Genomic DNA, 21,031 nt, shown 5'->3' on the forward strand with positions numbered 1-21,031 from the left:
AGGGGGGTCAGGCGGAGGCGTGGGTGAGGGGTTGCGGGGCGGCCTCGTCGGTGGTGGCGGTGATGAGCGCGGCCGCGTCGGCGCGGCGGTGGCGCAGTTCGATGGGGAGCACGGCGAGGGTCACCAGGGCGCCGATCGCGCCGATGACGGCGAAGCCCCACAGCGGGCTGGAGGCGTCGATGATCGCGCCGGACAGTGGGGCGCCGACGGCCATGCCGAGGGTGACCGCGGAGCCGTGCAGGCCCATCGCCTCGCCGCGGACGGTCGCCGGAGCGAGGCGGCTGACTGCGTCGGAGGTGGAGGCGAGAGTCGGTGCGCAGAGCACGCCGGCGGGGATCAGTGCCAGGGCGAGCAGCCACCAGTGTGAACCACCCAGCCCGACCGGGATGGTGAGCAGGCCCAGCACGCCGATCAGCGCGACCGGTGAGAAGGAGCGGCGGGCGGCGCCGTAGGCGAAGCCGCCCACCAGCGAGGCGACCGCCCAGACCGCGAGCACCACGCCGGTGAAGGCGGTGTCGCCGTTCTCCCGTAGCGCGGCGATGATCGCCACGTCGCTGCCGCCGAGGACCAGGGTGGCCGCGGCGCTCACCACGAAGACGGCGACCATCCGGGAGGTGAGCCACTGCCGACGGGCCAGCCTCGGCTGCGGCCCGACGGTCGCCTCGCTGGCGCTGCGTACCGGTGGGTTGAGCAACCACAGCACGACACCGGAGACGACGATGCCGGCACCGACCAGGTAGAGCGTGAGGCGGGCCGAGATGGTGGTGACACCGACCGTGGCGAGCGCCGGGCCGATCATGAAGGACAGCTCGACCGACATGGAGTCCAGCGCGTACGCCGGGCGTCGCTTCTCCACCGGCACCAGCGCGGCGATGGACTGCCGGATCACCGAGAAGATCGGCAGCGCCAGCAGGCCGGCCACGAACGCGGCGGGCAGCAGCAGGGGGTACGAGAGCATCGGCGCGGTGGACCAGAAGATCCCCTCGACCACCACGGTGAGGACCAGGACGGGCCGCAGCCCACGGCGGTCCACCAGCCGGCCGAGCAGCGGAGCACCGATCGCCGCACCGACGGTGATCGCCGCGCCGACCAACCCGGCCGCGCCGTAGCCGCGCCCGAGATCCTGTACGACGTAGAACGTCAGCGTGATCCCGGTCGCGGTCAACGGCACCCGGGCCAGGATCGCCACCAGCAGCAGCGACCGCAGACCGGGCAGGGCGAGCGCCTCCCGGTAAGGCTTCATGTTCACGTCGGTCCGTACCTCCGCCGGTCATCCTTGACCTGTGCGGCGGCGACCGCCAACGAATTAGCGCATCATGCGGCCCTGATCACAGGGGTGCCGTGCGTGGTGATCCCGGCTCCCTCGAACGCGCGCAGCGCGACGTCGAGGGTGTCCGGAGCGACGGCTGCGGTCAGGTCCAGCAGCACGGTGGTGGCGAAGCCCTCCTGTGCGGCGTCCAGGGCGGTGGCGCGTACGCAGTGGTCGGTGGCGATGCCGACCACGTCGACCCGGTCGACCTGGTGCCGGCGCAACCAGTCGGCCATAGTCTCGCCGTCCCCGGCATGGCCCTCGAAACCTGAGTACGCGGCGGCGTACTCGCCCTTGTGAAAGATGGCCTCCACCCGGTCGGTGGCCAGCTCGGGGTGGAACTCCGAGCCGGGAGTGCCCACCACGCAGTGCTGTGGCCAGGTGCTCACGAAGTCCGGCGGATCGCCGAAGTGCGCGCCGGGGTCGATGTGGTAATCCTTCGTCGCCACCACGTGATCCCAGCGGTGCGGCTCGCTGGCCAGCAACCGGGAGATCCCGGCGGCCACCCCCGCGCCGCCGGCGACGGCGAGCGAACCGCCCTCGCAGAAGTCCTTCTGCACGTCAACGATGATCAGGGCGTTGGCCATGGACCTGCTCCTCTTACTCGGTCGGTACCACGGTGACCGGAATGGCCGGGTCACCTGCGGAAAGCTTCAGGCCCTCCCACGGGATGGAGATCAGGCACTGCCGCAGGTGATCCCGCGACTCGTCAAGCGTCGGCAGGGCCACCGGCTCGCCGCCGGTCAGGTACGACCGTTGCAGCAGCCGGTCGTTCGGGTGCCGATCCGGCACCCCCTGCGGGACGATGACCTCCTCGGTGGCGGTGCCGGTCGGCTTGTGCCGGCGCACGGCGACCTTGCGCCCGCCGATGGTGGCCTTCTGCTCGGACCGCTTCACCACCGGGCGTCCCTCGACCTCGACCAGCTTGTAGACCAGGCCGGCGGTGGGCGCGCCGGAGCCGGTCACCACCGAGGTGCCGGCACCGTACATGTCGACCGGCTCGGCGGCCAGCGCGGCGATGGCGTACTCGTCGAGGTCACCCGAGACGATGATCTTGGTTTCGGTGGCGCCGAGCGAGTCCAGCAACTCCCGGGACTGCTGGGCGATGACCGCCAGGTCCCCGGAGTCGATCCGGACCGCCCGCAACTCCGGCCCGGCCACCTCGATCGCGTTGCGGATGCCCTGGCTGATGTCGTACGTGTCGACCAGCAGCGTGGTCTGGCTGCCCAGCGTGGCGACCTGTGAGGCGAACGCGGTCCGCTCGTCGTCGTGCAGCAGGGTGAACGCGTGCGCGGCGGTGCCGGCGGTGGGGATGCCGTACCGCTGCCCGGCAGCCAGGTTGGAGGTGAACTGGAACCCGGCCAGGTACGCCGCACGGGCCGCCGCCACCGCGGCCTCCTCGTGCGCCCGGCGGGACCCCATCTCGATCAGAGCGCGACCTCGGGCCGCGGTCACCATCCGGGCCGCGGCGGCGGCCACCGCGCAGTCGTGGTTGAGCACCGAGAGCACCACCGTCTCCAACACCACGCACTCGGCGAAGGTGCCGGAGACGGTGAGGATGGGCGACCCGGGGAAGAACAACTCGCCCTCGGCGTACCCGTCGATGTCGCCGGTGAACCGGTAGTCGGCCAGCCACGCGGCGGCCGGTTCGTCCACCACGCCGGTACGCCGCAGGAAGTCGATCTCGGCCGGGTCGAAGCGGAACTGGCGGATCAGCTCGATCAGCCGCGCGGTGCCGGCGACCACGCCGTAGCGACGCCCGGCGGGCAACCGGCGACTGAACACCTCGAAGACGCAGTGGCGGTGCGCTGTGCCGTCCCGCAGGGCGGCACTGACCATTGTCAGCTCGTAGTGATCGGTCAACAGCGCGGGACGAAGGGTGTGCACGCCATCAGCCTAGAGTTCAGGTGCTCGTCGTGCCGTCGTGCCCCGGGATCGTCCGCAATGCCGCCTTCAACTCCGCACGACCGTTGAGCCCGAGCTTGGTGTACACCCGTTGCAGGTGGTTCTCCACCGTCCGGGCGGAGAGGAAGAGTTGTTCGGCGATGGCCCGGCTGGTTTCGCCGTCCGCCGCCAGCCGGGCCACCTGCCACTCCCGCTCGGTCAGCGCCGGCGTGGCCGCCCGCAGGGCCGGGGTTTGCACCAGGTCGCAGCAGCCGAGCAGGACGGCGAGCCGCTCGCTGGCCACGGCGATGTCCGGTGAGCGGCGCTGCCGCAGCAGGTGCACGGCCCCTGCGGCGGCCTCCGCGGCCGGCAGGGCCAGCCCCAGGTCCATGAAGTTGTCGGCGACCGAGAGCAACTGCTCGGGTGAGCCCTCGACGGCCGCCCGCGCATGCCGGGCCAGCAGCGGAGGCAGATCCCCGTCGACCCGCTCCGACAGCTCCGCCAACCGCTGGGCGACGGTGCGCCGGTTGTCGTCGGAACAGGTCGGGCCGGTCGCCGCGCCGGCCTGGCCGAGGCGTACCAGGTCGTGCAGGGCCAGCACCTCGTGCCCGGTGAAGCCGTCGGCACGCAACCGACCGACCAGGTCGTGCAGGTGTGCCACGGCTGCGGGCAGGTCACCGCCGACGGCGAGCGCCGCCGCCCGGGCCTGCTCCAGCCACGGGTACAGCACCGCCATGTTCGGCGCGTGGATCCGGTCGGCCTCGGCCATCGCCTCGGCCGCCTGCCGGGCGTCACCGCGCAGGGCGGCGGCCTGCGCCCGCTCGGCCTGGGCCAGGCCGGCGTACACCCGGCTGGTCGCCAGGATCGCGCAGGCGCCGAGCGCGGCCTGCAGGGCGGTGTCGCTGCGCCCGCGCAGCCGTGCCGCGTACGCCCGCAGGATCGCCAGATATCCGCTGCCGAGCCGGAAGTCACCCGCGTCGGCCAGGTCGGCGAACTCGTCCGCGACCAGCCGGTCGATGCCGGCCAGGTCGCCGGAGAGCGCCAGCCGGGTGCCCCGAGCCAGCTCCACCGCGAGTTGCAGGTACGGCATGTCCGCCCGCCAACTGGCCGCCTTCGCCTGCACCAGGTCCACCGCGGTGGCGCTGCGGCACAGCTGACCCTGCACGGCTTGGAGGTGGGCGATGGTGCACCGGGCCAGCTCACGCGCGGCGGTGCTGGCCGCCGGCCGGTCCAGGACGCCCTGCGCGAGTCGCAGTGCGGCCGGCGCGTCCAGTCGGTGCAGACGCATGATCCCCTCGAAGGCGCGGATCCGGGCCTGCGCGGCGAGATCGGTCAGGCTGGCGCCACGCTCGGCGATCTCCTCGACCGTCGACTCCTGACTGAGCCCCCAGTAGCTGACCATGCCGCGGGCGGTCAGCCACCGGCTGAGCCGATCCTCGTCGTCGCTGTCGGGAGCGACGGCGTCGAGTACACCGAGCGCCTCGGCCGGGCGGTCGGCGAACATCAGGATGGTGGCCAGCAGTTCCGCCGCGTTGAAGCCGCCGTCGGCGTCGAGTGCCGCCCGCGCCAGCCGGGTCGCCAGCGGTACGTCGTACCTGGCGAACGCCTGCCCGGCGGCGGCGACAAGCATCGACGGATCCTGCGCGGTGCCGGAGTCCAGTCGCCAGACCGCCACCCGCAGCAGATCCTCCCGCCGCCGTTTACCGACGCTCTCCAACAGCTCGGCCAGGTCCGCCTGCAACCGACGGGTCCGGCTGACCGGGCACTGCCGGCGTACCACCTCGCCGTAGAGCGGATGGGCCAGCCGGACGTCGAGCCGCCGGTCGGACTTGACCATCGTGATCAGTCCACGTTCCTCGGCGGTCTCCACATCGGTCTGACTGGCGGCCTTGTAGAGCAGTTGGAGCCCGAGCGGCTCACCGAAGGCGACCAACTCGACCACCGTGCGCACTCCGGGGTTGAGCTGGCCGATCCGGATGTCGATCAGATCCGTGAGGCTGGGGGCGAGCTCCAGCCGCCCGGTCCAGGTCCAGATGCCGTACCGCCTGGTGAGCTCCTCGCTGCCCTGGGCGGCGTGCACCAGCTCGCGCAGCAGCAGCGGATTGCCGGAGCTGAGTCGGCCGAGCCGGTCCGACGAGCCGCCGTCGACCGGGCCACCGAGGATGGCGGCGAGCAGCCCGGCGGTCTCGGTCGGCGCCAACGGGCTGAGCTCGGCGTGCTCGACCAGCCCGTCCGTCCACAGTGCCCTGATCGGCAGCGGGATCTGCTCACCATCGCGCAGCGTGCCCACCACGCAGGCGTTCTCGGAACGGGCCACCAGGTGCACCAGGGCCGCCGACGGCGGATCCAGCAGATGCGCGTCGTCGACGGCGAGCACGATCCGTCGACCGGCGGCCTGCTGCTGCAACACGTCGACCGCCCACCGCAGGATGCCGGCGGGCGAGAGCCCTTGCGGCTGCTCCACGGGAAGGACCTGCACCAGGCCACCGAAGGGCATCGCCGCAGTGGTGGCGCTGGCCGCGATCCACCAGACCGCGTAGTTCTCGGCGGGCAGGGCGGCCATGCCCTCCCGCAGCAGGCGACTCTTGCCGATGCCGGCGCTGCCGCTGAAGAACATCCCCCGTCCCTGCGGGCCGGTCACTGCCGCATGTAGGCGGTCGAGTTCCATCGTGCGGCCCACGAAGCTCCACGGAGTCATCCGCGCAGCATATCGACGTTACTGCGCGCCGGCCGGTAGCCCGAGCGGGTGAAGTTGAGTAGTGCCACAGTTACCGCTGAGTACCCGATCTGTCTCGTTCACGACGCTGGCGGCCGTACTCTTCCGGCATCCGGATGTCGCCACCGGATGTTCACGCGGCCGGTGTTGCCGGTCGCCTTGCCACGGAGGCCGCCGCCTGATGAAGCCGGGCCCTCTCCATCGCCTGGGTACGACCGACGGCGCGGTTCGCCCATCGGGCGCCGGTCCGTTTCCGGAACGCCTCGGGGTCAGCGCCACCAGCCCGCGCGAGCCGCTCGCGGTGATCGCCGCCGGTCCGGCCGGCGCCGGCCGCACCAACGTGCTCGCCGCGCTGCTGGAACTCGACGCCGCCATGCTCACCACACTGGCCGGCAGTTGGCTGGTGGTACGCCATGCTCTACAGCCCACCCGGGCCGCCTTCGTGCCCGGCTACCGGCAGTCGCACTCGTACCGGGTGGACCTGCCCACGGTGGGACCGGCCCTGGCCCGGCCGCCGCGCCGGGTGGAGCTGAACCTCCCCGAGCCGTTGCTGAAGCACTTCGCTGTGGTCGACACGCCGGACACCGCGACGATGGGCCCGGCCGGCGAACGGATCCTGCTGGACGCGGTCGGTCGCGCCGGTGCCCTGCTCTTCGTGATCGCGGCGGACCAGTCCTTCAGCTCCGCCGAGTTGGACCTGCTCGCCGAGATCGCGGGAACCCCGGTGCGGGTCTTCTTCGCGGTCACCCCGGGCACCGGTGGGAGCCCCACGATCGATCCGGCCGCCGTCGACGCATGCCGGGCCGCACTGCTCGCCGCCGTGCCGGGACTGGCCGACGCCCGCTGGTTCCCGATCATCAACGGCGAGGCGGCCGACCTGAAGCGCGCCATGGTCGCCTGGGCCGCCGACGAAGGGCTGTGCCGTGCCAGCGGCGAGCCACCGGAGTTGCCCGGTACGCACGGTCGGGTGCCAGTGGTGGCGGACCCGGGGGCCTGGTCCGAACAACTCGACCGGCAGTCGCGTGCGGCCGCCCAGCGGATCCGTCAGTGTCTGGCGCTGGAGCTGGCCAAGGTGCACCTGCGCGTGGTGCAGGACGTCCTCTTCGGCGGCGGCTGCGCCGGCCTGCCCCAACTGGTCGACCGTGAGATGGAGGCGTTGTCGCTGCTGGCCACCGCGCAGTGCGACCACGCCGTACGGGTGCTCGTCGACGACATCGCCGGTCGGCTCTTCGGCGGGCCGTTGGCGGCCGGCGTCCGGCAGCGGATCTACCAGGCCGTCGCCTGGAGCATGCCGGAGCACACCGCCGGGCCGGAGCTGGAGCGGGTGCTGCTGATCACCAGTACCGCGGGTGTCGCGGGGCTGAGCGGCGCCGCAGCGATCGACGCGCTGTCGACGTACCCCGGGCCGGCCCGCAGCGAGGTGCTTCCGCCGGTGGCGGTGGCGCTGTCGGGTGGCGGTGGCGCTGTCGGGTGGCTGCTGGCAGCACTGGCGTACTCCGGCGAACAACGACCCGGATGCGGCCCGGGCCTGGGCCCAGCGCGCCCTGCGCGAGATCGAACTGGAACTGTCCCGAGAGGTTGCCCGCCGTTTCGAGGCGACCCGCATTTCGCTCGGCACGGTGCTGTCCGATGCTGCCGAACACGGCATCCTGCTCGCCTGACCGCCCGTCGGGGCACCCGGTCGGCGGCCCCGACGGGGTGTCCGCGGGCGCTGCCGGAAGGCGGTCCGGCGTTCCGGTTCCTCGGTTCCGCCGATCCGGTGGCACGATGGGGGGCATGGCGGCTCCACAGGTTGCACCGGTCGAGACTCCGGCCACCGATGAGGTGCCGGCTTCGGACCGGCCGTGGGTGACGATCGTGTGGGACGACCCGGTCAACCTGATGAGCTATGTGACCTGGGTGTTCCAGAAGCTCTTCGGATACAGCCGGGAGAAGGCCGAGCAGCTGATGCTGGACGTGCACCACAAGGGCAAGGCCGTGGTCTCCAGCGGTGCCCGGGAACGCATGGAACACGACGCCTCGCAGTTGCACGCGTACGGGCTCTGGGCGACGGTGGACCGGTCGTGAGCATGTTCCGCCGTCAGGGCGACCGGTACGTCGCCAGCCTGGCCGTCGACGAGGTACGCGTGCTGCGCAAGGTCGCCTCCGAGGTGGTCGGCCTGCTCACCGACGGGTTCGACCACACCGATCCGGTGGTGTGCCGGCTGTTCCCCGAGGTGTATCCGGACGACGCGGCGGGGACCGCGGAGTTCCGCAGATACACCGAAGGTGACCTGAAAACCGCGAAAATCGACCAGGCCGGGGCGATTCTGGCGGCGCTGCCCGGCGAGGGCGGTGGCGAGGTACTCCTGGACGCCGAGGCGGCCGAGGCGTGGCTGCGCGCACTCAACGACGCCCGGCTGGCGATGGGCGTACGGCTGGAGATCAAGGACGGGACGGACCTGGGCGCCGAGCTCGACGACGCGGTGGCCGAAGATCCCTCCTCCAGCCGGGTGTTCCAGCTTTCGGTCTACGCATACCTCGGCTACCTCCAGGAATCCCTGCTCAACGCCTTGATCGAGTGAGTGTGACCCGCGCCGCCTCGCGGATCGCCAGCGGCGGGCGCTAGGCTTGGCGACGTGCTGACCATCGACCGGTCGATCGTTGACGCGATCGTCGCCCACGCCCGTCGGGACCACCCTGACGAGGCCTGTGGCGTGGTCGCCGGCCCGGTCGGCAGCGACAAGCCCACCCGGCACATCCCGATGGAGAACGCCGCCCGCTCGATGACGTTCTACGAGTTCGACTCGATGGAGCAGTTGCGGGTCTGGCGGGAGATGGACGATCGGGACGAGGAGCCCGTCGTCATCTACCACTCGCACACCGCCACAGAGGCGTACCCGTCACGTACGGACATCGCCTTCGCCGGCGAGCCGGGCGCACACTATCTGCTCGTTTCCACCCGGGAACCGGACACCGAGGAGATTCGCTCCTTCCGGATCGTGGACGGGGTGGTGACCGAGGAGCCGGTGCGGATTCTCGACGCCGGGGTGGATCCGCACGCCGTGCAGTCCTACATGTTCGGGCAGAGCCCGGCGACGGTCGACTACGAGTGTTCGGACAGCTGATCCCAGCCCCGCACACCCTTTCCGGCACGTCACCGAGCACACCTGATCAAGGAGTAAGACATCATGGCCATCGAAGTTCGCATCCCCACCATCCTGCGCAGCTACACCGGCGGCGCGAAGGTCGTCGAGGGCAGTGGCGACACCCTGAGCGACCTGCTCGCCGACCTTGACTCCCGGCACGCCGGGCTGCGGGCGCGGCTGGTCACCGACGCGGGCGCGCTGCACCGCTTCGTCAACGTCTACGTCAACGACGAGGACGTACGCTTCCTCGGCGCGCTGGACGCCAAGCTCTCCGACGGCGACAGCGTCACCATCCTGCCGGCCGTGGCCGGCGGCGCGTTCGGCTTCGCCGCCGCCGCGGCGATCGCACAGCACGGCGCCGCCGCCGCGGCGATCGCACAGCACAGCCGTACGCCCGTCACCGCCGGCTGAGGCGAGCGGCGATGGCGCGGTACGAGAGCCTGCTGGACGCCTGCGGCGGCACACCTCTGGTGGGCCTGCCCCGACTGTCGCCGACGGTGCCCGAGGGGGCGCCGCCGGTGCGTCTGTGGGCCAAGCTTGAGGACCGCAACCCGACCGGCAGCATCAAGGACCGGGCGGCGTTGTTCATGGTCCGGGCCGCCGAGGAGTCCGGCAAGCTCCGCCCGGGCGACACGATCCTGGAGCCGACCAGCGGCAACACCGGCATCTCCCTGGCCATGGTGGCGAAGCTGCGCGGTTACCGGCTGGTCTGCGTGATGCCGGAGAACGTCTCCACCGAGCGGGTGCAGTTGCTCCGGATGTACGGCGCGGAGATCATCTTCTCGCCGGCGGCCGGTGGCTCGAACCAGGCGGTCGCCACCGCCAAGCAGATCGCCAGCGAGCATCCGGACTGGGTGATGCTCTTCCAGTACGGCAACGAGGCCAACGCGCGGGCGCACTACGAGACGACCGGCCCGGAGCTGCTGCACGACCTGCCGACGATCACCCACTTCGTGGCCGGGCTGGGCACCACCGGCACCCTGATGGGGACCGGCCGCTACCTGCGGGAGAAGGTCGAAGGCATCCAGATCGTCGCGGCCGAGCCGCGCTACGGCGAACTGGTCTACGGCCTGCGCAACATCGACGAGGGATACGTCCCGGAGCTCTACGACGCCACCGTGCTCAACCGGCGGTTCTCCGTGGGCACCCGGGACGCGGTGCTGCGGACCCGGCAGCTGGTCGAGGTCGAGGGGCTGTTCGTCGGCTTCTCCACCGGGGCGATCCTGCACGCGGCGTTGGCCGTGGCGCACGAGGCGGTCCGTGACGGTCGCCGCGCCGACGTGGCGTTCGTGGTCAGTGACGGCGGCTGGAAGTACTTGAGCACCGGGGCGTACGGCGGCACCCTCGCCGACGCGGAGGAGGCCCTGGAGGGGCAGCTCTGGGCCTGACCTGTGCGGAAAGTGACGAGTTCGAGGGCCATCGGCGTGCCGCCGGTGGCCCTCGTCCGTCGGCCTGGACTGACTGGCCACTCAGCCAACGTCGACTCGATCGGACGGCCGGGGTGGGTGTCACGTTGGTGACAACTTCCAGCGGATCATTCTTGCCTTCGCATCGGCGGGCGTAGGCTGCGCAGCGTGGCGTACGCGTCGGTAGTGATCACCGCCGGAGCGGTGGCCCGGAAGATCACCACCTACCGTGACAGCGAGACAACTCGATGCGATTGACCGTCCTGGGCTGTGCGGGCAGCTTCCCCGGACCCGAGTCCCCCTGTTCGGCCTACCTGATCGAGGCCGAGGACTTCCGGCTTCTGATCGATTTCGGCCCTGGCTCGCTGTCCACCCTGCAGCGTTACGTCGGGTTGCACGCCCCTGACGCCATCCTCCTGACCCACCTGCACTGCGACCACATCCTCGACGCCACGTCGTACGTGGTGGTCCGCCGGTACGCCCCGGACGGCCCGTACCCGCCGTTGCCGGTCTACGCCCCGGCCGGCGCTCCGGAACGGCTCGCCACCGCGTACGGGCAGGAGGGCGGCAGCGTCGAGGACGTCTACCAGTTCTACGCACTGGAGCCCGGCACCTTCCCGATCGGCCCGTTCACCGTCACCGTCGACCGGGTGCTGCACCCGATCGAGACGTACGGGGTGCGGCTGGAGCACGACGGCCGGGTGCTCTGCTACTCCGGGGACACCGCGCCCTGCGAGGCGTTGATCAGGCTGGCCCAGAACGCGGACACGTTCCTCTGCGAGGCGAGTTACCTCGACGGCGTGGACAACCCACCGGATCTGCACCTCACCGGCCGGGAGGCGGGCGAGGCGGCGGCCAAGGCGGGCGTCGGTCGGCTGCTGCTGACCCATCTGGTGGCCGCCTGGGGCAGCGAGGCGCACACCGTCGCCTCCGCCGCCGCCGCGTACACCGGGCCGCTGGAAGTGGTCCGCCCCGGCGCCACGTACGACATCTGAACCGCCGGACGGGCACCGGGGGACGGTTCGATCACGGCACCACATAGGGTGCAGGCATGGCGCGACCTGACGGGCGGCAGCCCGACCAACTCCGTCCGGTGACCCTCACCCGAAGCTGGAGTACCCATCCCGAGGGATCGGTGCTTGTGGAGTTCGGTGCGACCCGGGTGCTCTGCACGGCAAGCGTCACCGAAGGGGTGCCCCGCTGGCGTCGTGGCTCCGGGCTCGGCTGGGTCACCGCCGAGTACGCGATGCTGCCCCGGGCCACCAACACCCGCTCGGACCGGGAGAGCGTCAAGGGTCGGGTCGGTGGGCGTACCCACGAGATCTCCCGGCTGATCGGCCGCAGCCTGCGCGCCGCCATCGACCTCAAGGCGCTCGGCGAGAACTCGATCGTGCTCGACTGCGACGTGCTCCAGGCCGACGGCGGCACCCGGACCGCCGCGATCACCGGGGCGTACGTGGCCCTGCACGACGCGGTCAGCTGGCTCGCCGTCCGCAAGGCCCTGACCGGCACCCCGGAGAAGGTGATGCACCGGTCGGTGGCCGCGATCAGCGTCGGTGTCGTCGCCGGCGAGCCGCGCCTGGATCTGTGCTACGACGAGGACGTGGCCGCCGAGGTCGACATGAACGTCGTCTGCACCGGCACCGGTGACTTCGTCGAGGTGCAGGGCACCGGTGAGGCCGGCGTGTTCGCCCGCGACCAGTTGGACGCCCTGCTCGACCTGGCCACCGTCGGCTGTCTGGACCTGGCCGAAGCCCAGCGAAAGGCTCTCAGCTCCCTGTGAAGCGCGAGGAGTGAGCTTGCGAGCCCCGCAGTCGCAAACGAAAGGTCGCCCCTGTGAAGCGCGAGGAGTGAGCTTGCGAGCCCCGCAGTCGCGAACGAAAGGTGGTTCTCTATGAATAAGGTGCTGCTCGCCACCCGTAACCGCAAGAAGCTCATCGAGTTGCAGCGCATTCTCGACGGCGCGCTCGGCGCGCACCGGATCGCCCTGGTCGGGTTGGACGACGTCGAGGCGTACCCGGAGTTGCCGGAGACCGGGCTCACCTTCGGCGAGAACGCGCTGATCAAGGCGCGGGAGGGCTGCCGGCGTACCGGGCTGCCGACGATCGCGGACGACTCCGGGCTGGCGGTGGACGCGCTCAACGGCATGCCGGGGGTGTTCAGCGCCCGCTGGGCCGGTCGGCACGGGGACGACGAGGCCAACCTGCAACTGGTGCTCGACCAGATCGGTGACGTGCCGGACGAGCACCGGGGCGCCTCCTTCGTGTGCACGGTGGCGCTGGTGCTGCCCGGTGGCAAGGAGCATCTGGTGGACGGCCGGCAGCAGGGTCGGCTGCTGCGTGCGCCGCGCGGCGACGGCGGTTTCGGCTACGACCCGATCTTCCTCGGTGACGGTCAGGACCGCACCAACGCCGAGCTGACCCCGCAGGAGAAGGACGCCATCAGCCACCGCGGCAAGGCCCTGCGCGAACTGGCCGCCCTGGTCGCCAAGGTCCTCTGACCCCGCGAAGTCCGCCGCCCCGCCCAGGTCCGGTGCCCACCTGACCCCGCCGAAGTCCGCCGCCCCGCGAAGTCCCGCTGAGCATCGGGATCTTGGTGCGAAACCGCCCCTGGAGGGGCGCTGCCGTACCAAGATCCCGACGGTGCCGAGGTCCGGGGAGCTAGTCGAGGGTGCCGATCTCGCGTTCGATGGCGGTGCGGAGGGTGGGGGTGGCGACCACCTCGCGGGCGGCTTCCATGAGCGGGGCGAGGAAGACGTCCGGGCCGGGCTCGCCGGCGATCTCGCCGAGGGCGGCGATGGCGGCCCGACCGGCCGGTGACGGGGTCAGCGGGGCCCGCAGTTGCAGTCCGCGTACGGCGGCGAGCAGTTCCACCGCGAGCAGGCTGGTCAGGTTGTCCAGCACGGTACGCAGCTTCTTGGCCGCCGCCCAGCCCATCGAGACGTGGTCCTCCTGCATGCCGCTGGTGGGCAGCGAGTCCACCGAGGCGGGTGCGGCCAGCCGACGGTTCTCCGCGACGATCCCGGCCGCCGTGTACTGGGCGATCATCAGCCCGGAGTTCACCCCGGCGTCGGGGGAGAGGAACGCTGGCAGGTCACGGGAGCGGGTCACGTCGAGCAGCCGGTCCACCCGGCGCTCGGCGATCGCGCCGACCTCGGCGGCGGCGATGGCCAGGAAGTCCGCGGCGAACCCGAGCGGGGCGCCGTGGAAGTTACCTGTCGACTCGACCCGGCCGTCCGGCAGCACCACCGGGTTGTCCACCACCGACAGCAGTTCCCGCCCGGCCACCGTACGCACGAAGTCCAGGGTGTCCCGGGCTGCGCCGGCCACCTGCGGGGCGCACCGCATCGAGTAGGCGTCCTGCACGGCGTGGTCCACGTCGTCGCGGTGCGAGTCCATCACCGCCGAGTCCTGCAACAGCCGGTGGATGTTGGCCGCCGAGCGGCCCTGCCCGGGGTGCGGGCGGATGGCATGCAGCTCCGGCAGGAAGGGCCGGTCCGAGCCGAGCATCGCCTCGATGGCCAGCGCGGCGGTCACGTCGGCCATGGTGAACAGGTGCGCCGCGTCGTCGACGGCCAGCAGCAGCATGCCGAGCATGCCGTCGGTGCCGTTGATCAGCGCCAGCCCCTCCTTGGCGGCCAGCTCGATCGGGGCCAGCCCGGCCCGGCGCAGCGCGTCGGCGGCGGGCAGCCGCTGACCGTCGGGGCCGAGCACCCAGCCCTCGCCGAGCAGCACCAGGGCGCAGTGCGCCAGCGGGGCCAGGTCGCCCGAGGCACCCAGCGAGCCGTGCTCCGGCACCCACGGGGTGACATCGTGGTTGAGCAGGTCCACAAGCGCCGAGGCGACAAGCGGACGGACACCCGAGTGGCCCAGCGCCAGCGAGCGGACCCGCAGCAGCATCATCGCCCGGACCACCTCGCGGGGCATCGGCGCACCGACCCCGGCGGCGTGCGAGCGGATCAACGCGTGCTGCAACTCGGCGCGGCGTTCGGGGGCCACGAAGGTGTTGGCCAGCGCCCCGAAACCGGTGGAGACGCCGTACACCGGGCGGCCGGCGGCCTCGATGCCGTCCACGATGGACCGACTGGTCGCCATGGCGTCCAGGGTGGCCGGGTCGAGGACGACCTTGGCGGCGCCCCGGGCCACGGCGAGCACGTCGGCGGGACATATCCCGGTGGGCTGGATGGTCACGGTCATCGCGGTACTCCGTTGTGCAGGACCTGGCGGATCAGTGGCACCCCCGGCCGGTAGGCCAGGTGCAGGTGGGACGGGGCGTCGAGGATGATCAGGTCGGCCCGGGCGCCGGGCCGCAGCACCCCGATGTCGCCGCGGCGCAGCGCCCGCGCGCCACCGGCGGTCGCCGCCCATACCGCCTCCGCCGGGGTCATCCGCATCTCGCGTACGGCAAGCGCGATGCAGAACGGCATCGAGGAGGTGTACGACGAGCCGGGGTTGCAGTCGGTGGCCAGCGCCACTGTGACACCGGCGTCGAGCAGTCGACGGGCGTCTGGGTAGGGCGACCGGGTGGAGAACTCGGCACCCGGCAGCAGGGTCGCGACGGTGGTGGTGTGTCCGCCGTCGTGGCACATGCAGTCGAACCGGGTCGAGGCCAGCGCGTCGATGTCGGCGTCGGTCAGGTGGGTGCAGTGGTCCACGCTTGCCGCGTCCAACTCCACCCCGAGCTGCACCCCCGGGCCGGGGCCGAGCTGGTTGGCGTGCACCCGTACGCCGAGCCCCAGGGCCTGTCCACAGGCGAGGATCGCGCGGGCGTGGTCGGCGTCGAAGGCGCCCCGCTCGCAGAACACGTCGATCCAGCGGGCGTACGGCGCGGCGGCGACAAGCATCGGCCCGCACACCAGCCCGACGTACTCGTCGGGACGGTCGGCGTACTCGGCGGGAACCACGTGCGCGCCGAGGAATGTGGTCTCCCTGCTGACCTCGGCGGCGATCCGCAGCGAGCGGGCCTCGTCGGCGACAGTCAGGCCGTACCCACTCTTGATCTCGATCGTGGTGGTGCCCTGCCGCAACGCCTCGGCGCGCAGCCGGCGCACGGTGGTGCGCAGTTCGTCGTCGGAGGCGGCGCGGGTGGCGCGCACAGTGGTCCGGATGCCGCCGCCGGTGTACGGCTGCCCGGCCATCCGGGCGGCGAACTCGGCGGCCCGGTCCCCGGCGAAGACCAGATGGGCGTGGCTGTCCACGAAGCCGGGCAGCACCGCCGCGCCCTCGGCGTCGATGCGTCGGTCGGCGGCCGGAGCGTCGCCGGTCGGACCGACCCAGACCACCTCGCCCTGCTCGACGAGCACCGCCGCGCGTCGCTGGATGCCCAGCGGCCCGCCCTCACCCGTGCCCGCCACATTGGTGACCAGCTCACCGATGTTGTACACCAGCAGACTAACCACCAGTCACCTCCGCGATGGCGTCAGCGAGTTCCTGGGGGACGTCGACGGTGAGGTGGTGGCCGTCGCGGACCAGGACCCGGCCGTCCACCACCACCTGGGTGACGTCGGCGGCGCCGGCGGCGAACCAGAGCCCGGCCGGGGCGACCCCGGCGGTGCGTACGCTGTCCAGCCGCACGGTGACCAGGTCGGCGCGGCCACCGACGGCGATCCGCCCGGCGTCGGTCCAGCCCAGCGCGGCATGTCCGGCCGCGCTCGCCGCGTGCAACAGCTCCGCCGGGGCGAAGTGCCCCCGCTTGCGGGTGCGCAGCCGTTCGTCCAACTCGACCGCGCGGGCCTCCTCGAACGGGTCGATCACGGCGTGACTGTCGCTGCCCAGGCTGAGCGGAATGCCGGCGTCGGCCATCCGGCGGGCCGGGCCGATGCCGTCGGCGAGGTCCCGTTCGGTGGTGGGGCAGAGGCAGACCCCGGTCCGGCTCTCCCCGAGCAGGCCGACGTCGCCGCTGGTCGGGTGGGTGGCGTGCACCGCCGTGGTGGCGGGGCCGAGCACGCCGTGGTCGGCCAGCAACCCGGTCGGGGTACGCCCGTGCACCGCCCGGCAGGCGTCGTTCTCCGCCGGCTGCTCCGACAGGTGCACGTGCAGCGGCGCGTCCCGTCGGTGCGCCCAGCCGGCCACCGTGGCGAGCTGCTCGGCGGGCACCGCGCGCACCGAGTGGATCGCCGCGCCGAGCCGGGCGTGCCTGCCGTCGGGGGTGAACGCGGAGACCCGGTCGGCCCAGCGCAACGCGTCACCGTCACCGAAACGCAGCTGCGACCCGGCCAACGGCTGACCGTCCACTGTGGCGGTCAGGTAGCAGGTGTCCAGCAGGGTCAGCCGGATCCCGGCGTGCGCCGCCGCCTCGACCAGCGCCGCACTCATCGCGTTCGGATCGTCGTACGGGGTGCCGCCGGCACCGTGGTGCAGGTAGTGGAACTCGCCCACGCAGGTGATCCCGGCCAGGGCCATCTCGGCGTAGACCGCCCGCGCCAACGCCAGGTAGGAGTCCGGGTTCAGGTGGGCGGTCACCGCGTACATCTGGTCGCGCCAGCTCCAGAAGTCACCGCGCCCACCGTGGGTGTGCCCGCGCAGTGCCCGGTGGAAGGCGTGCGAGTGGGTGTTGGCCAGTCCGGGCAGGGTCACCCCCGGCAGCCGGACCGCGTCGGCCAGCACGTCGACCCCGGCGTCCGGCGGGCCGCCCGGCGACAGCGGCGTGACTGCGGTGATCCGGCCGTTGACCGTCTCGATCAACACCTCCGGGGTCGGCGCGGCCCGCTCGGGCAACCAGGCGTACTCGGCGAGCCAACGCGTCGTCGTCATCGGGTCAGCTCCTTCAACACCCGAGCCAGGGCGGCCACCCCGGCGGCGCAGTCGACGTCGTCGGCCGACTCGGCGGGGGAGTGCGACACCCCCGTCGGGTTGCGTACGAAGAGCATCGCCGTCGGTACGTGCGCCGCCAGCACCCCCGCGTCGTGGCCCGCGCCGGTGGGCAGCACCGGGGCGTCCAGCAGCCGGGCCAGCCGGTCGGTCAGCCCGTTGTCGAAGGCCACCAGCGGGGTCGCCGACTCCTCGGTCAGGGTGATCTCGGTGCCGTCGCGGCGGGCCCGCTCGACAGCCTTGGTGTGGACCGCCTCGACCAGGCCGGTGAGCGTCTCCGGTTCGGCGGCGCGGGCGTCCAGCCAGCCGGTGACCCGCGACGGGATGGCGTTCGTGGCGTTCGGTTCGACCGTCACCCGGCCGACCGTGGCGTGCGCGTCGCGCAGCCGGGCCTCCTTGTTGGCGGCGAGCACCGTGAAGGCGTACGTGAGCATGGGGTCGCGGCGGTCGGCCATCCGGGTCGTACCGGCGTGGTTGCCCTCGCCGGTGACGTCGAAGCGCCAGCGGCCGTGCGGCCAGATCGCGGTGGCCACCGCGACCGGCGCGTCCTGCTCGACGAGCGCGCGGCCCTGCTCCACGTGCAGTTCCACGAAGGTGCCGAAGCGGCCCAGCAGCGTCGGGTCGCCGCCCGTCGGCCGGGCACCCAACGCCTCGGCGAAGCTCACCCCGGCCGCGTCGCGCAACGCGCCCGCCCGCTCGACGTCGATCTGCCCGGTGAGCAGCCGCGACCCCAGGCAGGGTACGCCGAAGCGGGCCCCCTCCTCCTCGACGAACGCGGCGACGACAAGCGGCCGGGTCGGGGTGACCCCGGCCGCGCGCAGCTCGTCCACGGCCAGCCAGGCGCTGACGATGCCGAGCGGTCCGTCGTACGCCCCGCCGTGCGGCACCGAGTCGAAGTGGCTGCCGGTCAACACGGCGTCACCCGCGTCCGGGTCACCCCACCAGGCGAACAGGTTGCCGTTGCCGTCCTCGGTGACCGGCATGCCCCGCTCGTCGGCCTGCGTCCGGAACCACTCCCGTAGCCGCAGCTCCGGCTCGGTGAGGGCGTAGCGCAGGTAGCCGCCGCTGCGCGCGTCACGGCCGATCGGCGCGATCTCGTCCCACAGCGTGCGGAACCTGTTAAGAAGGGGCCCTTCCTCTACCGTATGCGTTAACAAGGGGCCCCTCCTTGCTCCGCCATCGGGATGCGGACGTCGGTGTGCGGGGTGGGATAGCCGGCGTCGACGTGCCGGATCACTCCCATCGCCGGGTCGTTGGTGAGCACCCGCTCGATCTTCTGCCCGGCCAGCGCGCTGCCGTCGGCCACGCAGACCTGACCGGCGTGGATGGAGCGGCCGATGCCCACCCCGCCGCCGTGGTGGATGGAGACCCAGGACGCGCCGCTGGCGGTGTTGACGAGCGCGTTGAGCAGCGGCCAGTCGGCGATCGCGTCCGAGCCGTCGGCCATCGCCTCGGTCTCCCGGTAGGGGCTGGCGACGCTGCCGCAGTCCAGGTGGTCCCGGCCGATCACCACGGGTGCGCTCAGCTCACCCGAGGCGACCATCTCGTTGAACCGTACGCCCGCCTTGTCGCGTTCGCCGTAGCCGAGCCAGCAGATCCGGGCCGGCAGGCCCTGGAAGGCCACCCGCTCACCGGCCAACCGGATCCACCGAGCGAGGGACTCGTTCTCCGGGAACAGGTCGAGGATGGCCCGGTCGGTGGCGGCGATGTCGGCCGGGTCGCCGGAGAGCGCCGCCCACCGGAACGGTCCCTTGCCCTCGCAGAACAACGGCCGGATGTACGCCGGCACGAAGCCGGGGAAGTCGAAGGCCCGCTCGTACCCGCCGAGGCGGGCCTCGCCCCGGATCGAGTTGCCGTAGTCGAAGACCTCCGCACCGGCGTCGAGGAAGCCCACCATCGCCTCGACGTGCCGGGCCATCGACTCCCGAGCCCGGTCGGTGAACTCGGCAGGCTTGGCCGCCGCGTAGTCCCGCGCGTCGTCCAACTCCACCCCCACCGGCAGGTACGACAGCGGGTCGTGGGCGCTTGTCTGGTCGGTGACGATGTCGACAGGTACGCCCCGACGCAGCAGCTCGGGGAAGACGGTGGCGGCGTTGCCGACCACGCCGACGCTGAGCGCCCGACGGTCCCGTTTCGCCGCGAGCACCCGCTGCACCGCGTCGTCCAGGTCGTCGGCGACCTCGTCCAGGTAGCGGTCGTGCACCCGGCGATCCAGCCGGCTGCGGTCGACGTCCACGATCAGGCACACGCCGCCGTTCATGGTCACCGCCAGCGGCTGCGCGCCGCCCATCCCGCCGCAGCCGCCGGTCAGGGTCAGGGTGCCGGCCAGGGTGTCGTCGAAGCGCTTGGCGGCCACCGCCGCGAACGTCTCGTAGGTGCCCTGGAGGATGCCCTGGGTGCCGATGTAGATCCACGATCCGGCGGTCATCTGGCCGTACATGGTCAGCCCGAGCTGCTCCAGCCGGCGGAACTCCGGCCAGGTGGCCCAGTCACCGACCAGGTTCGAGTTGGCCAGCAGCACCCGGGGCGCCCACTCGTGGGTCCGCATCACCCCGACCGGCCGGCCCGACTGCACAAGCATGGTCTCGTCGTCACGCAGGTCGGTAAGCGTGCGCACCAGGGCGTGGTACGACGGCCAGTCCCGCGCCGCCTTCCCGGTGCCGCCGTAGACGACCAGGTCATCCGGGCGCTCGGCGACCTGCAGGTCGAGGTTGTTCATCAGCATCCGCAGGGCCGCCTCCTGCGGCCAACCGCGGGCGGTGCGTTCCTGGCCTCGGGCGGCCCGGACAGGGCCGGGGGCTGCGTGGGTCATGGTGTGTCTCCTCCTAACCGAGGAACAACTGGCGACGGGCGGCGGAGGCTTCGAACGCCTCCAACCGCCGTTGGGTTTCGGCCGGGGCGGCGTCGCAGATCGCCTGGAGCAGCACCATGGCCAGGGTCATCGGGGCGGTGTGCAGGTCGAACACGAGCTGGGTGCCGACCGCGGCGGGCAGCACCACATCGGCGAGTTCGGCCGCCGGGCTGACCGGCGAGTCGGTGATCGCGACGACGGTGAGCCCGGCGGCGCGCGCCTCGCGCAACGCGTCCAGGGTCTCCCGGGGATAGCGGGGCAGCACCAGGGCCAGCAGGGCGCTCGCCCCGGCCTCGGCGGCCTGTTCGATGCGGTCGGTGAGCAGGCTGCCCCCGTCGTCGAGCACCCGCACGTCCGGGTGCACCTTCGCGGCGAAGTACGCGAAGTACGCGGCCAGCGGGGCGGCGGCCCGCAGGCCGAGCACCGGCAGGGGGCGACTGGCGGCCAGGAGTCGACCGGTCTCGGCCAACCGTTCCCGGTCGGTGAGCTGCTCGGCGAGCCGGTCCAGGTTGCCGATCTCGGCGCGTACCGCCTGTTGGAGTTCGTTGCCGGCGGTGGCCGGACCGGGCGCGGCGGCGGTGAGTTCGCGCAGCCGCCGACGCAGCGCGGGATAACCGTCGTGGCCCAGCGCGACGGCGAAGCGGGTGACCGACGGCTGGCTGACGCCGGCCAACTCGGCGACCTCGGCGGCGGAGAGGTAGCCGACGGCGGGGGCGTGCTGCACCAGGCAGTGCGCGATGCGTCGCTGGGTCGGGGTGAGTCGGACGCCGTCGAACAGGCCGACCACCCGCTCGGTCGGCGCCATGGCAGCCCCTTCATTCATTCCGAGACTGTATGCATCAAAACTTTCAGCAGGCAAGTGGTCGAACTCATTGCCCGCCGGTGAGCTGCGTATTCGTGGCGATGTCCCTGGGTGCGGTCACCGGCG

At 72.2% G+C, this 21,031-nt stretch carries 19 protein-coding genes; 9 read left to right on the top strand and 10 right to left on the bottom strand.

Annotation, left to right across the window (positions count from 1 at the left end; translation table 11 throughout):
- Nucleotides 1-7 precede the first annotated feature (7 nt).
- From C1A38_RS20585 to C1A38_RS20600, 4 genes are all read right to left on the bottom strand, one after another.
- Nucleotides 8-1,243 carry an MFS transporter gene (locus C1A38_RS20585; protein ID WP_102659396.1) on the bottom strand — a complete coding sequence of 412 codons (1,236 nt, stop codon included), beginning with the start codon at nucleotides 1,241-1,243 and terminating at the stop codon, nucleotides 8-10.
- 71 nt (nucleotides 1,244-1,314) lie between these two features.
- Nucleotides 1,315-1,896, bottom strand: coding sequence for an isochorismatase family protein (locus C1A38_RS20590; protein WP_102659397.1), 582 nt, complete (start codon nucleotides 1,894-1,896; stop codon nucleotides 1,315-1,317).
- Nucleotides 1,897-1,909: 13 nt separating this feature from the next.
- Entirely contained in the window at nucleotides 1,910-3,196 is a 1,287-nt protein-coding gene (locus tag C1A38_RS20595) for a nicotinate phosphoribosyltransferase (protein ID WP_102659398.1), read from the bottom strand.
- 16 nt (nucleotides 3,197-3,212) lie between these two features.
- Nucleotides 3,213-5,891, bottom strand: coding sequence for a LuxR C-terminal-related transcriptional regulator (locus tag C1A38_RS20600; RefSeq protein ID WP_199180271.1), 2,679 nt, complete (start codon nucleotides 5,889-5,891; stop codon nucleotides 3,213-3,215).
- Nucleotides 5,892-6,090: 199 nt separating this feature from the next.
- On the opposite strand from C1A38_RS20600, the gene C1A38_RS20605 reads away from it, so the two are divergent.
- The 9 genes from C1A38_RS20605 to rdgB all read left to right on the top strand — a co-directional run bounded on the left by C1A38_RS20605 (nucleotide 6,091) and on the right by rdgB (nucleotide 12,943).
- Nucleotides 6,091-7,761, top strand: coding sequence for a P-loop NTPase family protein (locus tag C1A38_RS20605; RefSeq protein ID WP_233196927.1), 1,671 nt, complete (start codon nucleotides 6,091-6,093; stop codon nucleotides 7,759-7,761).
- Nucleotides 7,686-7,976 (top strand): ATP-dependent Clp protease adapter ClpS, encoded by a 291-nt coding sequence (gene clpS, locus C1A38_RS20610; RefSeq protein WP_102659399.1) that lies wholly within the window; start codon nucleotides 7,686-7,688, stop codon nucleotides 7,974-7,976. Before C1A38_RS20605 ends, clpS begins: the two co-directional genes overlap by 76 nt.
- Before the next feature lie 2 nt (nucleotides 7,977-7,978).
- Nucleotides 7,979-8,473 carry a DUF2017 domain-containing protein gene (locus C1A38_RS20615; RefSeq protein WP_193386308.1) on the top strand — a complete coding sequence of 165 codons (495 nt, stop codon included), beginning with the start codon at nucleotides 7,979-7,981 and terminating at the stop codon, nucleotides 8,471-8,473.
- 54 nt (nucleotides 8,474-8,527) lie between these two features.
- Nucleotides 8,528-9,016: a M67 family metallopeptidase gene (locus C1A38_RS20620; protein ID WP_102659400.1), complete on the top strand. Its 489-nt coding sequence runs from the start codon at nucleotides 8,528-8,530 to the stop codon at nucleotides 9,014-9,016.
- 63 nt (nucleotides 9,017-9,079) lie between these two features.
- Entirely contained in the window at nucleotides 9,080-9,448 is a 369-nt protein-coding gene (locus C1A38_RS20625; RefSeq protein ID WP_102659401.1) for a MoaD/ThiS family protein, read from the top strand.
- A gap of 11 nt (nucleotides 9,449-9,459) precedes the next feature.
- Entirely contained in the window at nucleotides 9,460-10,425 is a 966-nt protein-coding gene (locus C1A38_RS20630; protein WP_102659402.1) for a PLP-dependent cysteine synthase family protein, read from the top strand.
- 266 nt (nucleotides 10,426-10,691) lie between these two features.
- Nucleotides 10,692-11,438, top strand: a complete 747-nt coding sequence (locus C1A38_RS20635; protein ID WP_102659403.1) for an MBL fold metallo-hydrolase — start codon at nucleotides 10,692-10,694, stop codon at nucleotides 11,436-11,438.
- A 56-nt stretch (nucleotides 11,439-11,494) separates the two neighbouring features.
- Nucleotides 11,495-12,226: a ribonuclease PH gene (gene rph / locus C1A38_RS20640; RefSeq protein ID WP_102659404.1), complete on the top strand. Its 732-nt coding sequence runs from the start codon at nucleotides 11,495-11,497 to the stop codon at nucleotides 12,224-12,226.
- A gap of 111 nt (nucleotides 12,227-12,337) precedes the next feature.
- A complete protein-coding gene (gene rdgB, locus C1A38_RS20645; protein ID WP_013731868.1) occupies nucleotides 12,338-12,943 on the top strand; it encodes an RdgB/HAM1 family non-canonical purine NTP pyrophosphatase in 606 nt (201 codons plus the stop codon).
- Between the two features lie 160 nt (nucleotides 12,944-13,103).
- Here the strand turns inward: rdgB and hutH are convergent, their stop codons facing one another.
- From hutH to C1A38_RS20675, 6 genes are read right to left on the bottom strand one after another with little or no spacing between them, the layout of a single operon-like run.
- A complete protein-coding gene (hutH, locus tag C1A38_RS20650; RefSeq protein ID WP_102659405.1) occupies nucleotides 13,104-14,639 on the bottom strand; it encodes a histidine ammonia-lyase in 1,536 nt (511 codons plus the stop codon).
- Entirely contained in the window at nucleotides 14,636-15,841 is a 1,206-nt protein-coding gene (hutI, locus tag C1A38_RS20655) for an imidazolonepropionase (protein ID WP_102659406.1), read from the bottom strand. The genes hutH and hutI overlap by 4 nt, the downstream gene beginning before the upstream one ends.
- On the bottom strand, nucleotides 15,834-17,195 hold the full coding sequence (locus C1A38_RS20660) for a formimidoylglutamate deiminase (RefSeq protein WP_102659407.1): 1,362 nt from the start codon (nucleotides 17,193-17,195) through the stop codon (nucleotides 15,834-15,836). Before C1A38_RS20660 ends, hutI begins: the two co-directional genes overlap by 8 nt.
- Nucleotides 17,192-18,409, bottom strand: coding sequence for an allantoate amidohydrolase (locus tag C1A38_RS20665; protein ID WP_102659408.1), 1,218 nt, complete (start codon nucleotides 18,407-18,409; stop codon nucleotides 17,192-17,194). The genes C1A38_RS20660 and C1A38_RS20665 overlap by 4 nt, the downstream gene beginning before the upstream one ends.
- Nucleotides 18,403-20,064: a urocanate hydratase gene (gene hutU / locus C1A38_RS20670; protein WP_102659409.1), complete on the bottom strand. Its 1,662-nt coding sequence runs from the start codon at nucleotides 20,062-20,064 to the stop codon at nucleotides 18,403-18,405. Before hutU ends, C1A38_RS20665 begins: the two co-directional genes overlap by 7 nt.
- A 13-nt stretch (nucleotides 20,065-20,077) precedes the next feature.
- A complete protein-coding gene (locus C1A38_RS20675; RefSeq protein WP_102659410.1) occupies nucleotides 20,078-20,926 on the bottom strand; it encodes a MurR/RpiR family transcriptional regulator in 849 nt (282 codons plus the stop codon).
- Nucleotides 20,927-21,031 lie beyond the last annotated feature (105 nt).

This window comes from Verrucosispora sp. ts21, from assembly GCF_002879555.1.
Lineage (GTDB): Bacteria > Actinomycetota > Actinomycetes > Mycobacteriales > Micromonosporaceae > Micromonospora > Micromonospora gifhornensis.

Bases quoted from the DNA above. Each gene is read 5' to 3' on its own strand.
- C1A38_RS20615 (WP_193386308.1), top strand. From the start codon at position 7,979: ATGTTCCGCCGTCAGGGCGACCGGTACGTCGCCAGCCTGGCCGTCGAC.
- rdgB (WP_013731868.1), top strand. From the start codon at position 12,338: ATGAATAAGGTGCTGCTCGCCACCCGTAACCGCAAGAAGCTCATCGAG.
- C1A38_RS20635 (WP_102659403.1), top strand. From the start codon at position 10,692: ATGCGATTGACCGTCCTGGGCTGTGCGGGCAGCTTCCCCGGACCCGAG.
- C1A38_RS20605 (WP_233196927.1), top strand. From the start codon at position 6,091: ATGAAGCCGGGCCCTCTCCATCGCCTGGGTACGACCGACGGCGCGGTT.
- hutH (WP_102659405.1), bottom strand. From the start codon at position 14,639: ATGACCGTGACCATCCAGCCCACCGGGATATGTCCCGCCGACGTGCTC.
- C1A38_RS20590 (WP_102659397.1), bottom strand. From the start codon at position 1,896: ATGGCCAACGCCCTGATCATCGTTGACGTGCAGAAGGACTTCTGCGAG.
- clpS (WP_102659399.1), top strand. From the start codon at position 7,686: ATGGCGGCTCCACAGGTTGCACCGGTCGAGACTCCGGCCACCGATGAG.
- rph (WP_102659404.1), top strand. From the start codon at position 11,495: ATGGCGCGACCTGACGGGCGGCAGCCCGACCAACTCCGTCCGGTGACC.
- C1A38_RS20660 (WP_102659407.1), bottom strand. From the start codon at position 17,195: ATGACGACGACGCGTTGGCTCGCCGAGTACGCCTGGTTGCCCGAGCGG.
- C1A38_RS20675 (WP_102659410.1), bottom strand. From the start codon at position 20,926: ATGAATGAAGGGGCTGCCATGGCGCCGACCGAGCGGGTGGTCGGCCTG.
- C1A38_RS20625 (WP_102659401.1), top strand. From the start codon at position 9,080: ATGGCCATCGAAGTTCGCATCCCCACCATCCTGCGCAGCTACACCGGC.
- C1A38_RS20630 (WP_102659402.1), top strand. From the start codon at position 9,460: ATGGCGCGGTACGAGAGCCTGCTGGACGCCTGCGGCGGCACACCTCTG.
- C1A38_RS20600 (WP_199180271.1), bottom strand. From the start codon at position 5,891: ATGACTCCGTGGAGCTTCGTGGGCCGCACGATGGAACTCGACCGCCTA.
- hutU (WP_102659409.1), bottom strand. From the start codon at position 20,064: ATGACCCACGCAGCCCCCGGCCCTGTCCGGGCCGCCCGAGGCCAGGAA.
- C1A38_RS20585 (WP_102659396.1), bottom strand. From the start codon at position 1,243: ATGAAGCCTTACCGGGAGGCGCTCGCCCTGCCCGGTCTGCGGTCGCTG.